Here is a 14,205-nt window from a genome sequence, read left to right on the forward strand (position 1 = left end):
TACAAAATAGAATCTATGCCCCATTTTATAATAGATTGTTCGCAGGATATTCTTCAGCAGATAACACCCGATGAATTGATGGATGCCGTTTATGAAGTGGCAAACGGAACAGGACTATTTGCTCCCAATGACATCAAAGTAAGACTTCAGCCCTATCAGTATTACAAATTAGGCAGTGGCAAAAAAAACTTTCTGCATGTGTTTGGATATATCATGCAGGGACGCAGTACAGAACAAAAAGCTAATCTCTCAAAACAAATCTGTACCCGACTTTCAGAATTACTGCCTGATATTTCTTTTCTTTCTGTAAATATCAGTGATTTTGAAGCAGCGACCTACAGTAACAAAGCACTCATTAATCCTGAAAACATGGATAAAAACAGGCATTTCGGTTTATAACATCTTTACACCAACTAAACATTAATCATATGAGCTTAAAAACATTAGTCAGCAAAAGTGCACAGTACAACAATTGGGTAGTCAATAAATATATCGACTGGTTATCCACAAAGTCTGATGAACAACTTAACCAGGAAACCATTTCCAGTTTTCCGACAATTTTAAAAACGTTACACCACATCTGGCAAACACAGGAATACTGGTGGAGTCATATTTCTGAAAAGGATGATTTTGATTTTGTAAAAACAACAGAGACTACCAGCAAAGAAGATATTTTCAATGCTATAAAAAACAACTCGCAGAAACTGGTAGATTATGTGGAAAGTTTATCTGAAGAAGATCTTTCAAAAAATGTAAAAATAGAATCTCAATGGTTTCAGTGTGATTTTTCCAAATACGAGTATATCCAGCATGCTATTCTTCACGGAACGTATCACAGAGGACAAATCGTAACAATGGGAAGAAATATAGGAATCACGGATGCTCCCATGACCGATTTTAATTTCTGGAATATTTATAAAGATCAGCAATAAAAAACATATCTTTTCTATCACTTAAAAAGATGATAATTTATAGTTTGATCCTATCATTATGACCACTACAACCATAGAACTCGATTTATTTCAGGAGAATATCAAATACCTTTCAACGAATGAGCTTGGAAATTTTATTGCCATAACTTCCAGGAAAAGAGTTATAATCTCTGGCACAGAAAAACCATTAGAGTTAGGAATTGATATCTTAATGGCTAGAATCATTAATGAAGAAAAAATTTTAATTGTACTTAATCGTCCAACTTCTATAGAAAATGCTTTAATCATTGACTATACAGGGAAGCCTTTTGTAAAATTTAATATTGGAACTTCAATTAATGACATTAAAATAAATGGAAAAAAAATAATAGTCTCGTATTTTGATGAAGGTATTTTACGAGGTGATAAACCTGACTCTGATGCATTGGCTGTATTCAATCTTAACGGGGAGCAAGTTTTTGGTTTTAATTCAAGCAATTTACAAGACCAGCTTATCGATTGCTATTGTGTTGCCAATTTGGGAAATGGAAAAATAGTTTTTAATGGTTATGGAAATTTTATGTTGCAGGAACTGGATATAAGTAACTTTAATCTTGTCAGCTATGAAATTCCCCCTGTTTGCATAGGCGCTCAATCTGTATCTGCAAAGGCAGGTAATGTTATATTTCATTCAACCTATAAAGACAAAACAAGTTTTCTTGTCTGGAATCTACATTCGCGGGAGCTCCGTCCAATAGATTCTGATTTTAAAAATGTTCAGTCTACTGAAAATGGGTGCTTTTACCAAGTCAATAAAAAATCATTTACGATCATTAATCCATTAAAATTATAAATTTTGTGGATAAGTATAATAGAGTATTTCGGAATAGTAAGAAAAAAATCACATCTATCTGGTTTTAAAATGATTAAATTGAAAACAAACAGTTATCCGCATCTTTATACAGTTGTGGATAACTTTTCACAATTCAATTTATTGTTGTGGATAAAGTATGGGTAAGTTTTTAAGTTATTAAAAATAAGCCTGTAATCATCTATATTTCTTTAATTTACAATACTTATTAATTTTTTCGAAATTTCCACAACAGCAAATAGTGTGGATAAGTTCTGTGGATAAATTATCCACATTTTCAGGTCTTTCTTTTTCATTAATTCCATCTCGATAATTTTAAACAACAAACATTTATTCATCAATTATGATGAATATTTTTTATGAATCGCATTAAAAACAAAATAGACAACTACATTATATTCAATATATTAAAAACACATTCAAAATATAAAACGTTAATATTATGATCTATTTAATTTACCTTTTCCGGATGCTCAATTAAAAATCAACGGACACAAACATGCAGGTATCTGCAACTAGTATTATACCTTATGATGAAAAGTTATCCACAATGAAAACAAATGTAACAATCCAATATCCTCATTCAAATGACAACAACAGACATCATGGAAAGCATCATTCCTTATCCCGGCAAGCAGTACTATAAATTTTAATTCCTGAAAATTGTATTTATATGTCTTTTCGTAAATTAGACTTTAAAATAAACCAGACCCATACACTCAATTTCATATGGAAAAATACACAATATCATCAGACGGTCAGAAAATTCATTATAAAGAATTCGGAAAAGGGAACACAACATTGATCTTCATCCACGGATGGCTTGGCAATACCGAATGGTGGGAAAACCAGCAGAAATATTTTAGCAGCCGGTATCATATTGTACAAATGGATCTTGCAGGACATGGAAAATCTGATTCTTCCAGACAGGAATGGACAAGCACAAGATATGCGGATGACATTAAAGCTGTTGCTGATGCTGTTCATTCAAATGAAATTATACTTGTAGGGCATTCTATGTCCGGAGCTTATGTGCTTGAGGCTTCACTGAAAATCCCGCAGGTGAAAGCGTTAATTCTGATTGATACCCTGAAAAATTTAGATGAATCTTATACGGAAGAACAGACTGAAGAAGTTTTATCACAGTACAGAACCGATTTTAAGTATACTGTGGAAAACATTCTTCCGCAATATCTGTTTGTCGAACAAACTCCTTCTGACGTAAAGGAAAGACTCCAGCACGAATTTCTTCAGAATGACCCTGAACTGGCAATCAATGTCCTCAGACCGCTTTACAAAGCTGATATCAATACAATTGCAAAGCAGGTTCAGGTGCCAGTGATCGCCATCAATTCGGATGCTTCTCCTACCGATGCGGAAACCAATCGAAAATATATGAAAAACTATGACTACGTGACCATTGAAGGAGTTGGACATTATCCTATGTTGGAAAAGCCAACTGAATTCAATACTATTCTTGATAACGTTATCAAAAAACTAATCTAATACTTAACCATGCAAAATACCAGAATTTTCGCAACAGCATTCTCCAGCGTTTACCCACATTATATTCAAAAAGCCGAAAAAAAGGGGCGCACCAAAGAAGAGGTACATGAAATCATATTCTGGCTGACAGGATATGACGAAAAAAAACTGCAGGAAATACTGGACCATAAAACTAACTTCAAAACATTTTTTGAACAGGCTCCACAGATGAATCCCAATGTTTCATTAATTAAAGGAGTCATTTGTGGATATCGTGTGGAAGAAATTGAAGATGTACTGATGAGAAATATCCGGTATCTGGACAAACTGATTGATGAATTGGCGAAAGGAAAGAAGATGGAAAAAATATTAAGAGCAGTTTAAAAATAAATATCCTTACAAACTTATAAATCTGAAAAATCTCTTCTCCAATTCAAAAAACTTCCCGAAATTAGCGGTCTGTGCGTTAAAACTATTCAATGAAATAAAAATTTAAATTACAACATACAGCAAAACTTAGTATAAGTTTTCTTCGGGGCAGGGTGAAATTCCCTACCGGCGGTTACAGTCCGCGACTCCTTTCTTCGGAAAGGACTGATCTGGTGAAATTCCGGAACCGACAGTTAAAGTCTGGATGGGAGAAGAAAATGAGATGACCAATAAGATTCCTTATGGATTCTTGTTGCGTTGTATTTCATTTCCATGTACCGAAGAGTATTTTAACTTTTAAAAGTAAAATAACATGGAAAAATTATTAGAACAATTTGGAGCTACCTCCAGAGAACGTGTAGAAAAAGCACTTCAGACATTACAAAAGGGAAAAGGTATTCTTTTAGTAGATGACGAAAATCGTGAAAACGAAGGCGACATCATCTTTCCCGCTTCCACTATTACAGAGCAGGACATGGCACTTCTAATCCGCGAATGCAGCGGTATTGTATGCTTGTGTATTTCTGAGGAAAAAAGCCGACACCTCAACCTTCGTCCAATGGTGGAAAACAACAATTCAAAAAATCAAACTGCATTCACCATTTCCATTGAAGCCAGAGAAGGTGTGGAATCAGGTGTTTCCGCAAAAGACCGTGTAACAACCATCAGAACAGCCGTAGCATCAAATGCACAGGCAGAGCACATTGCAAGCCCAGGTCATGTATTCCCCTTAATTGCAAGAGAAGGTGGAGTATTTGAAAGACGTGGCCATACTGAAGGCAGTGTTGACCTTGTAAAAATGGCTAACTTGGGTAACGATGCTGTACTTTGTGAACTGACGAATGAAGACGGTTCTATGGCAAGACTTCCGGAGATTGTTGATTTTGCCATCAAAAAAGGGATGAGTGTCGTGACCATCGAGGATATTTACGCTTACCGTAAAATGGTAATAAGCAACTAAACATAAACATTTTTAACGCACAGACCGCCTGTTGATCCGATCAGCAGGCGTTTTTATTAAAAATTTAACTAAAAACTAATTAATTTGATAATTGAATACCATTTTTTATTTATTTTTAACAAAAAATTTTGACTATGAAAAAATCTTTACTCCTTTTATTAGGAGCATCTGCGATGTTTTCCGCGCAGATCACACTTACTAAAGTGGCAAATGACCCTATTTCTGGAAACGTTGTTAATTACAATCTTGCAAGCGGAGGAGTAAACAACTCTGCAACCGGACCTAACGCTACATTCTCAAACTCAGGACTTACGATGGGAGCAGCATCACAAACAACCTATTCAACTCCTACTTCTACTGAAATAGCGACTTTTCCAGGTTCCACAATTAAAATGATAGACGGTGCAACCACCGTTTATTACAAAGCTTCATCTGCTAAACTGGAGATTACAGGAATGGTAAATTCACAGGCAACGTTAAACTTTAATGTAGATAACGGTACTCATATTAATTATCCAACAACTTATGGACCGGCACAAAACGATACAGCTAAAGGAACTTTCTCTTCATCTTCCGCTAATGGATTATTCAGCGGTACAATGACTTCCATTGCTGATGCATACGGAACATTAATTATCGGTAATCAAACATACAGTAATGTCCTTAGAGTAAAATTTACACAAAACCTGAACCTATATTCATCTTTTGATATTACTTATTCTAACCCTATTGGTGCCATTACCAATACGGCCTATTCTTATTACGATGCTTCTCACAGATATGCATTGCTAAATTCTACCAACGGAAATATCAGCATTCCGTTGTTGAGTATCAACCAGAATGTAATCACTTCATTTGCATTAAATGAGACATTCCTGGCTGTAAACAATGCTGTGAAAAAAGAAAGCCTAGTAGTTTATCCAAACCCTGCTCAGGATTTTATCGGTTTCAAAGGAAATACAGATAATTATTCTAAAGCCAACATTTACAGTTTGGATGGTAAACTGGTTAAGACTTCCGATGTAAAATCTGGAAACATTCAAATCTCAGATCTTCCACCAGCATCTTATTTCATTGAGATCAGTGGAAAAAATGCTGCAGAAACAAAGAATACAAAATTCATCAAGAAATAATAAAAATCCCCGCTCCAATGAGCGGGGATTTTTTGTTAACATTCAACCTTACATCTACTAAAAGGTAGCTGCAGGAGCTGTTTCATTATTAAGCTTTCGCTGAATTTCGGTTTTCTTCCCTTTCGAGAAATCATAGCTTAGCCCTAATACAAACATGGACTTATTGTTCATAATCTGTGTATGAATTTTATAATCTACCAGGCTTTCCGGTAAACTTTTCGTTTTATATTCTGAAGGCATTCCTATCCAGTACATTCCTGTGGAAAATGTCCAGTTTTTATGCTTATAGCTCACAAAAATATTATTTTGATTTTCATTCGTATTCAGGAATGCTCCATTGAGACTATACACAGGAATATTGAACTGATACTGAACGGAAAAAGATTTATATTCTGAAGAAAGCGAAAAATAATTTCCTAAATAATTATTTTTTATCAAAGCTCCTTTGCTTGTTCTTACTGTTTCAGAAGTGGGTGTAATCACAGCTTTGATAACAAGGAGACTATTCCCAAAAGGTTTATAAGATCCCGTTAACTGAGCTCCATATCTCTGAGCATTTTTTCCATTTTCATAAGTCAGTGCATATCCATTCAATACCTCATCATGAACGTAATACTGATTGATTACCCTATTCGTATATCGGTAAAATAAACCTGCATTGAAATCAAAATACTTATTATTAAAAGAATAAGTCAGATTATTAGAAAAAACCTGTTGGGATTGTAAAAAAGGATTTCCTCTCTGAACGATATTAGGAGCCAATTGTACTACATTATTACTTAATGCATTACTCCATGGACTCACTGGATTGTAGCTTGCGGTAAAACGAAGATTCTGATTACCTTTAACCTGATAGGCTAAAATCACCTTCGGAGTAAAAGTCCATTCATCAAAAACATTCTCTGCACTTTTGTTGTGAATATTGGTAAGACCCGCTCCAATACGATAGCTTAATTTGTCTACTTTCCCGGCAAATTCAGTATAAAAATACTGTTCCAGATAAGTGACACTGTATTGAGAATATCCGGCAAGGTTATTCAGATCATTAGAAATAGAGGATCTTGAAATGCGGTATCCGGATGAAAGTTTTCCTGCTGTAAAATCATGGACATGCGCCAGTTCTCCCACCAGACTCGTCTGCTTTGCTTTCAATACCATATCATTATCATATACCGATAATCCTGAACCTACAATCCATTCTTTGGCTGTTTCTGTAGTATTGGTAGTATAATGAGAACCTACAACATTAATACTCAACTCATCTTTTTCCCCAATCTTTTTAGAATAATAAAGATCCAGCTTAGGGATCACATAATCTGAGCCATTATTTTTGAACATATTGTGCTCTTCATTCAGATTATCCTCAGTAAAAACACTCTGCCCTACTCCTTTTGAAAACCTGCTGAAAATATCCATATTCAGTTTAGCCTGAAAAGCGTAATCATCAGGAACAAGTCTGGTATAGCGTAACGCAATATTCTGGAAAGTATATCCGAAATGATCTTTTCTATTTTCATCAGAACGGTAATGCTTTCCATTCAGTTGATAATCATAGATACTATTAACTCTTCTGTCATTATAATCTCTAAGATTCAGGGAATATTCCAGTCCGAAATTATTTTTTCCCTTCGTATAATCAGCATAGGCAGAACCATTCACAAATCCTGTATTCAAAGCTGCAGAAACATCAGCTCCGAAAACATATCCTGTTTCTGTAGATTTTGTCAGAATATTAACAACGGTATCCGCCCTGGCTGCCCATCTTGCCGGTGGAATATCATAATACTCTACCTTTACAACCTCACTGGGTGCAATACTTCGGATCTGCATATCGGTAGCTTCAATCCCGTTGATAAGAAATAGTGTCGTTCCTCCTTTCGTACTGGTAATGGTATTGGCTACCGGATCCAGTTGTAATTCAGGAAGAGTACGAAGCAGATCTTTTGCATATCTTGCTTTCTCCAGCGCCTCCTTATCAAAAGTATAAACAGCTTTGTCTGCAAACTGTTTTTTACGCTGAGATTTTAAAATAACCTCCTGAATTTCTTGGGCAGCCACTGCATCCACTGTATCATTTTTCTTCTCCTGTGAAAACATAAAGACGCCACAAAGAAAGAAAATGGTATATATAGTTTTTTTCATGTCTGAAGATGAATTATACCATTAAAACAATCAATCCTTCATGTTTGTTACATTTATAATAGCAGATCAATTAAAAAGCAATAAATAAGTTTTCTTCAAAATTTCAGTTATTATGTTAAATCCAGCCCGTTTTTTGCTGGTATTTTTTACATCACAAAATATAGAGTCATGAAAAAAGTATTCATATTAATTCCGTGCTTCCTGTTTTCTTTTCTCAGAGCTCAGGAAATTCAGAACAGTTCAGCAGAGAAGATGAATATCATCAAGACCAATGTCACGGCTTATGCATTCAGAAATATCAATCTGTCTTATGAACGGGCGATCAACCAATGGTTTTCCGTGAATATCGGTTTCGGAACAATGCCTGAAGGAAAAGTACCCTGTATCAATGCTTTTCTGAAAGATGAAGATGAGAAAAGATTCCAGAATCTTAGGGTAAAAGCGACCAATTTCACTATTGAGCCGAGGTTTTATATCGGGAAAGGTTATGGAAAAGGATTTTATTTTGCTCCCTATTACCGCTATTCAAGTGTAACATCCAATGCTTTTGATTTTTATTATGATTATAACGGTCCGAATGGAATCACTTATCAGGTACCACTTAAAGGACAGGGAGATACAAAAGGGAACAGTGGCGGATTAATGGTCGGCGTACAATTCTTTTTGACCAGAAGCCAGAATCTTGTATTGGATTTCTGGATTGCAGGAGCTCATTATGGAAGCGGAAAAGGTGATTTTACCATGACTTCAGATTATGTACTGACTCCTGATATGCAGGCTCAGCTAAAAAAAGAAATTGAAAATCTGGATATTCCGTTTGTAAAATATACGGTAGAAACGAATGCCAATGGCGCCAGAATAAAAGTGGATGGCCCCTGGGCGGGTTTCCGAAGCGGACTTTCCATTGGGTATAGATTTTAAAAAAAATAATCCTTTATTTATACAAACCGTTCTTTTCCAGAGCGGTTTATTTTTTTCTGAAATTTGTATCTTGGACGCTATAATTAACAAAACTTTCTGGAAAATATCATGATGAATTCGTCCACTATTACTACCGCTCAAAGAATTAAAGCCATCATAGGTGGATCTATCGGAAACCTTGTGGAATGGTATGACTGGTATGCGTATGCAGCCTTTGCCATTTATTTTTCCCATTCATTTTTCCCGGATTCTGATCTGAATGCCCAACTGATGAATACCGCAGGAATATTTGCTGTAGGCTTTCTTATGCGTCCTATCGGTGGATGGCTGTTCGGTAGCATTGCGGATAAGATCGGAAGAAAAAAAGCAATGACACTTTCTGTTTTGTTGATGTCTTTTGGATCTTTACTAATTGCCCTTACTCCTACTTATCAATCTATAGGTATTCTTGCTCCTTTATTGCTTTTACTGGCAAGATTACTTCAGGGATTAAGTGTGGGCGGTGAGTATGGCGTTTCCGCAACTTACCTCAGCGAAATGGCTACACAGGACAGAAGAGGATTTTATTCAAGTTTTCAATATGTCACTTTGATTGGCGGGCAGCTTATAGCACTGGGAATTCAGCTTATTTTACAAAAATTATTACTCACAGAAGCTCAGCTGGAAGAATGGGGATGGAGAATTCCTTTTGTAATCGGGGCTATGCTTTCTATCATTGCATTATACCTCAGAGCCAACCTTCATGAAACGGAAGCTTTTGAAAATAAAAAAGAAATCAGCGAAAAGAAAAAGGGAACCGTAAAAGAGCTTCTGAAACATCCTAGAGCCCTGCTTACTGTTGTAGGCCTTACTTTAGGAGGAACATTGGCATTTTATACCTACACCACTTATATGCAGAAATTCCTGGTGAATACAGTACATCTTACCAAGGAAGAATCTACACTGGTTTCTTTTATTTCACTATTTATTTTCGCATGCCTTCAGCCTGTCTTTGGAGGGTTATCTGATAAAATCGGAAGAAGACCGCTTCTTTTAGGTTTTGGTATTCTGGGAACTTTGTGTACGGTTCCGCTTCTTACAGCATTAAGTACAACTACATCCATTTGGACTGCATTTTTCCTGATTATGGCAGCGTTAATTATTGTCAGCGGATACACTTCCATTAATGCAGTGGTAAAGGCAGAACTTTTCCCTTCCGAAATCAGAGCACTTGGTGTAGGTTTGCCTTATGCTATTACTGTAGCTGTATTTGGAGGAACAGCGGAATATATTGCACTTTGGTTTAAAAAGATAGGATCTGAAGAATATTTTTATTGGTACATTACCGGTTGTATTCTTTTTTCTCTGGTTGTTTATGTTGGAATGAAAGACACCAAGAAAACGTCTGCACTGGATAAAGATTAATATCAGAAATAATATAAAAATTGAACGCCGCAGAAAATCTGCGGCGCTCGTTCTATTTTTTAATGATAGGCCTGTTTAAATTTTTCAATCATACTATCCAGATTATGACGCTGGACGTATATACTTTTTACCTCTTCATACCTCGGTGATTTGTAGAAAACCTCGTGGAAATCCATACTACCGTTTCCTACTTTTACAACTTTCTGTACTTCGATATTCAACTTTCTTAATTCGTCTTTGAAGACTTTAAATTCATCTTGGATACTACTGCTCATTAATATTTATAGTTTTTTAGTTAAAAATTCCATTCACCCCTTCAAATGTGAGGGGTAACATCTCAAATTCCGAATAAAGTTAGTAAATTTATTGACACAAAGTAACACTTTGACAATATTTTATTATTTTTTTTACAAATAGTAGGTCGATATTATTCGATTGATGCATATTTCATATTTTTAACCTCAAAAAAAATTGTAACAACCTTATACAAACCATGAATAATAAAGCATTTTTCTCTTTATTCTTTTTACTACTGCTTACTTTCCTGCATGGTCAAAAAATGCAATTTAAAGCACCAGATTATGTGGAAATTCAAAAAAATATTGAGGATAAAAATTCAGAATTCTATTATCCGAAACTTTTAAAGAGGTTAAAACAGAACGATACGCTTCTTACAAGTAATCAATACCGTCATCTTTATTTCGGATATACCTTTCAAAAAGACTATCAACCTTATAAAATTGGAAAGAAGTCAGAAGAAGTTGCCAAATATTATCGTGGAGAAGGTATTTCACAAAAAGATCTTTCGAAGGGAATTCAGTTATTTTTGGGTGCATTGGATGAAAATCCTCTGGATCTTAGGGCTATGAATTATCTCGCCTATTTGTATCATTTGGATAATGATGACACCACTGCTGAAAAAATCGCAGGAAATTTCCACGGGTTATTAAATGCCATTCTTACCTCAGGTGATGGATTGACCTGTGAAACAGGCTTTCACGTTATTTCTGTAACAGATGAATATGTTCTTTTAAACAGGTTTCAAATGGAAACAAAATCACAAAGTATGAAAGGAAAATGTGATTATCAGGAATTTGAAAAGGATAAATACAAAGTTCCGGGTTTTTATTTTGACATCAGCAGATTCTATGGAAGGATATTAGATTAATAATTTTCTGATATTTTATTCATTATTTCATCACGTTTTTACTATTCAGAAATGACTGTTATCAATTTTTATAAAAATAAATTTCATATGAATTTACCCTAAACAAAAGGGCTTGGAAGGAGGAAAGATATTTTTTTCAAAAAAAAATTAAATCTTGTGTAACATTTTTTAAAGTTTCGTCTCTAAAAGACAAATAAACTTTAAAACTTTAGAAATCATGAAAAAATTCACATTCCTTTTGATCATCATGTTATTTTTTTTAGCAGTATGCAATATATTCGGGCAACAAATAACTTATCCGTTTGAAGTAAAGAAAACAGGAAAAGGAAATCAATCTTTACTATTCATTCCGGGGTTTGCTTCTTCAGGAGATGTTTGGAACGAAACCACTGCAAAGTTTGAAAAAGATTTCACCTGTTATACTTTAACGATGGCAGGATTTGCCGGAACAAAACCACAGGCAGATGCCAGCTTTAAAGACTGGGAAAAAGAAATAGCTGCTTACATCAAAAATAATAAAATTGACAAACCTATTCTTATCGGACATAGTATGGGAGGCGGTCTTGCCCTAGCTATTGCAGCAGACTATCCCGAACTTGTAGGCAAAATTATTATTGTAGATACGCTGCCCTGCCTGGCAGCCTTATCTGATCCTAATTTTACTTCTGAAGAAAACAATGACTGTTCGGCTACCATTACTCAGTTAACAGCGATGAATGATGAACAGTTCCGAAAAATGCAGGCTCAGGCTATACCACGTCTCTTAGCAGATACTTCTATGCAGGAAACCGTGATCAGCTGGAGCATGAAATCAGACCGAAAAACATTTGCTAAAATGTACTGCGATTTTTATAATACCGATCTCAGAGAAAAAATAAAAAACATCCAGTGTCCTTCCCTTATTCTTTTGGAATCCTTTTTTGTTAACCTTAAACCCGCTATTGAAGGGCAATACAAAAATGTAAAGAATGCCAATATGCAGTATGCTTCAAAAGGATTACATTTCATTATGTACGATGATAAGGATTGGTATTTTAGCCAACTTAACAACTTTTTATCTGCGAAATAATGGCTTTTGAAGAGATATACGAACTCTACTGGCAAAGGATATTCCGCTTATGCATGGGATATGTGAATGATACCGAGATTGCTCAGGATCTTGCTCAGGAAACATTTATCATTGTCTGGCAGCAGCTCCCGAAATTCAGGAATGAATCCAGCGTAGGAACATGGATTTTCAGAATAGCTTCTAACAACTGTCTCCGACAGATTGAAAAAGAAAAGAAGTTTACCAAAACTGATCTGCCCATTAATTTGGAAGAGAAAAAGCAGGAATCTATGGAACCTCAGATTCAAATGCTCTATCAGTTTATTTCAGAGCTGCCTGAAACAGACAGAATTATTATTTCATTGGAACTGGAAGAGATAAAACAGGCTGAAATAGCTCATATCGTAGGACTTTCAGAATCCAACATCAGGGTAAAGATTCACAGGATAAAAGAAAAATTAACGCAAAAGTTTAAAGAAAATGGCTACTAATATTGATTTCAAAAATATATGGAAGCAGCAGACTTCCAACAAACCTAATCTGGAGGAGCTTCTTGGAAAGCTAAAAAAATTCAGAAACCAGAATCTGCGCAGACTCATCTTTGCTAATATTGGATTAATCGCTACTTCATTAGTAATTCTTTTCATCTGGCACCGTTATCAGCCGGAAATGATCACAACAAAAATAGGAATCGTGCTTGTAGTTCTGGGTATGGTTATCTTTCTATTGGCCTATAACAAAATGTTTATGGTTTTTTACAAAATTGATCAAACCCAATCTAACCATGAATATCTACAAAGTTTATATCTGGTAAAAAGCAAGCAAAAATTCATGCAGACTACCATACTCAACTTGTATTTTATCATGCTGTTTCTGGGAATATGTTTTTATATGTATGAATATACTTCAAAAATGACCCTTAGTTCTGCTGTTTTGACCTATTCAGTAACCTCTTTATGGGTAGCCTTTAACTGGTTTTATTTAAGACCCAGAACCATCAGGAAACAACAAGGGAAACTTGACGAATTAATTAATAAATTTGAAGAGATCAATAATCAATTAAAAGAATCATGATATCTTCTGACAACAAAAACCACTGGGAAAATGTATATGAAACCAAAAATCCTGATCAGGTAAGCTGGACCCAGAAAAAACCTCAAACCTCTCTTGATTTTATAAAATCTTCCGGATTGGGAAAAGATGCCAGCATCATTGATATTGGTGGTGGAGACAGTAACCTTGTTGATTTTCTTCTTGAAGAAGGATATGAAAATATTACAGTGCTTGATATTTCTGCCAAATCTCTGGAAAAGGCACAGGAAAGACTCGGAGATGCTGCCGGTAAAGTAAAATGGATTGTCACAGATATTACAGCCTTCGAACCTACAGAAAGCTATGATATCTGGCATGACAGAGCTGCTTTTCACTTTCTGACAACTCCGGACCAGGTCTCAAAATACACCAATATTGCGGAGAAAAATGTAAACCATTTTATGATCATTGGAACTTTTTCGAAAAATGGCCCTACCAAATGCAGCGGATTAGATATTCAGCAATATGATGAGGAATCATTAACAGAAAAATTTGAAAAAAGTTTTAAAAAGCTACAATGTATTACCGAAGATCACACAACCCCTTTTGAGACCGTTCAGAATTTTGTGTTCTGCTGTTTTAAAAAGCATTAATGAATTGTATATATTTTTATTTAAATATAAAAAAAGAGAGCCGGTAA

At 35.1% G+C, this 14,205-nt stretch carries 16 protein-coding genes and 1 riboswitch; of the genes, 14 read left to right on the forward strand and 2 right to left on the reverse strand.

Features of this window, described 5'->3' with window-relative positions; genetic code table 11:
- Positions 1–15: 15 nt before the first annotated feature.
- The 7 genes from BUE84_RS20025 (at position 16) to BUE84_RS20055 (ending at position 5,790) form a co-directional block, all read left to right on the forward strand.
- On the forward strand, positions 16–399 hold the full coding sequence (locus tag BUE84_RS20025; RefSeq protein WP_079243225.1) for a 5-carboxymethyl-2-hydroxymuconate Delta-isomerase: 384 nt from the start codon (positions 16–18) through the stop codon (positions 397–399).
- 29 nt (positions 400–428) lie between these two features.
- Positions 429–932, forward strand: a complete 504-nt coding sequence (locus BUE84_RS20030; protein WP_079243226.1) for a DinB family protein — start codon at positions 429–431, stop codon at positions 930–932.
- A 58-nt stretch (positions 933–990) separates the two neighbouring features.
- Positions 991–1,764: a hypothetical protein gene (locus tag BUE84_RS20035; protein ID WP_079243227.1), complete on the forward strand. Its 774-nt coding sequence runs from the start codon at positions 991–993 to the stop codon at positions 1,762–1,764.
- Between the two features lie 747 nt (positions 1,765–2,511).
- The gene (locus BUE84_RS20040) at positions 2,512–3,288 is read left to right on the forward strand and encodes an alpha/beta fold hydrolase (RefSeq protein ID WP_079243228.1); all 777 of its coding nucleotides are present in this window, start codon (positions 2,512–2,514) and stop codon (positions 3,286–3,288) included.
- Between the two features lie 9 nt (positions 3,289–3,297).
- Positions 3,298–3,651 carry a DUF2200 domain-containing protein gene (locus tag BUE84_RS20045; protein ID WP_079243229.1) on the forward strand — a complete coding sequence of 118 codons (354 nt, stop codon included), beginning with the start codon at positions 3,298–3,300 and terminating at the stop codon, positions 3,649–3,651.
- Between the two features lie 140 nt (positions 3,652–3,791).
- A riboswitch (FMN riboswitch) is annotated at positions 3,792–3,917 on the forward strand.
- Positions 3,918–4,009: 92 nt separating this feature from the next.
- On the forward strand, positions 4,010–4,657 hold the full coding sequence (gene ribB, locus BUE84_RS20050; RefSeq protein ID WP_034696171.1) for a 3,4-dihydroxy-2-butanone-4-phosphate synthase: 648 nt from the start codon (positions 4,010–4,012) through the stop codon (positions 4,655–4,657).
- Between the two features lie 134 nt (positions 4,658–4,791).
- Positions 4,792–5,790: a T9SS type A sorting domain-containing protein gene (locus BUE84_RS20055; RefSeq protein ID WP_079243230.1), complete on the forward strand. Its 999-nt coding sequence runs from the start codon at positions 4,792–4,794 to the stop codon at positions 5,788–5,790.
- A 57-nt stretch (positions 5,791–5,847) separates the two neighbouring features.
- On the opposite strand, the gene BUE84_RS20060 is transcribed toward BUE84_RS20055, so the two are convergent.
- On the reverse strand, positions 5,848–7,932 hold the full coding sequence (locus BUE84_RS20060) for an outer membrane beta-barrel protein (protein WP_079243231.1): 2,085 nt from the start codon (positions 7,930–7,932) through the stop codon (positions 5,848–5,850).
- A gap of 168 nt (positions 7,933–8,100) precedes the next feature.
- Here BUE84_RS20060 and BUE84_RS20065 point away from each other — a divergent pair, with 168 nt between their 5' ends.
- Together BUE84_RS20065 and BUE84_RS20070 are read left to right on the forward strand one after the other, a co-directional pair.
- Positions 8,101–8,853 carry a DUF3575 domain-containing protein gene (locus BUE84_RS20065; RefSeq protein ID WP_079243232.1) on the forward strand — a complete coding sequence of 251 codons (753 nt, stop codon included), beginning with the start codon at positions 8,101–8,103 and terminating at the stop codon, positions 8,851–8,853.
- Positions 8,854–8,961: 108 nt separating this feature from the next.
- Positions 8,962–10,257: an MFS transporter gene (locus tag BUE84_RS20070; protein ID WP_238594299.1), complete on the forward strand. Its 1,296-nt coding sequence runs from the start codon at positions 8,962–8,964 to the stop codon at positions 10,255–10,257.
- 59 nt (positions 10,258–10,316) lie between these two features.
- On the opposite strand, the gene BUE84_RS20075 is transcribed toward BUE84_RS20070, so the two are convergent.
- Positions 10,317–10,532 carry a hypothetical protein gene (locus BUE84_RS20075; RefSeq protein ID WP_034696179.1) on the reverse strand — a complete coding sequence of 72 codons (216 nt, stop codon included), beginning with the start codon at positions 10,530–10,532 and terminating at the stop codon, positions 10,317–10,319.
- 218 nt (positions 10,533–10,750) lie between these two features.
- Here BUE84_RS20075 and BUE84_RS20080 point away from each other — a divergent pair, with 218 nt between their 5' ends.
- The 5 genes from BUE84_RS20080 to BUE84_RS20100 all read left to right on the forward strand — a co-directional run bounded on the left by BUE84_RS20080 (position 10,751) and on the right by BUE84_RS20100 (position 14,158).
- Entirely contained in the window at positions 10,751–11,425 is a 675-nt protein-coding gene (locus BUE84_RS20080; protein WP_079243233.1) for a DUF4919 domain-containing protein, read from the forward strand.
- Between the two features lie 217 nt (positions 11,426–11,642).
- A complete protein-coding gene (locus tag BUE84_RS20085; RefSeq protein WP_079243234.1) occupies positions 11,643–12,494 on the forward strand; it encodes an alpha/beta fold hydrolase in 852 nt (283 codons plus the stop codon).
- A complete protein-coding gene (locus tag BUE84_RS20090; RefSeq protein ID WP_079243235.1) occupies positions 12,494–12,964 on the forward strand; it encodes an RNA polymerase sigma factor in 471 nt (156 codons plus the stop codon). Before BUE84_RS20085 ends, BUE84_RS20090 begins: the two co-directional genes overlap by 1 nt.
- Positions 12,954–13,547 (forward strand): hypothetical protein, encoded by a 594-nt coding sequence (locus BUE84_RS20095; RefSeq protein ID WP_079243236.1) that lies wholly within the window; start codon positions 12,954–12,956, stop codon positions 13,545–13,547. Before BUE84_RS20090 ends, BUE84_RS20095 begins: the two co-directional genes overlap by 11 nt.
- Positions 13,544–14,158 carry a class I SAM-dependent methyltransferase gene (locus BUE84_RS20100; protein ID WP_079243237.1) on the forward strand — a complete coding sequence of 205 codons (615 nt, stop codon included), beginning with the start codon at positions 13,544–13,546 and terminating at the stop codon, positions 14,156–14,158. Before BUE84_RS20095 ends, BUE84_RS20100 begins: the two co-directional genes overlap by 4 nt.
- The last annotated feature ends 47 nt before the right edge of the window (positions 14,159–14,205 follow it).

Origin of the sequence: Chryseobacterium indologenes, assembly GCF_002025665.1 — a bacterium.
Classification (GTDB): Bacteria; Bacteroidota; Bacteroidia; order Flavobacteriales; family Weeksellaceae; genus Chryseobacterium; species Chryseobacterium metallicongregator.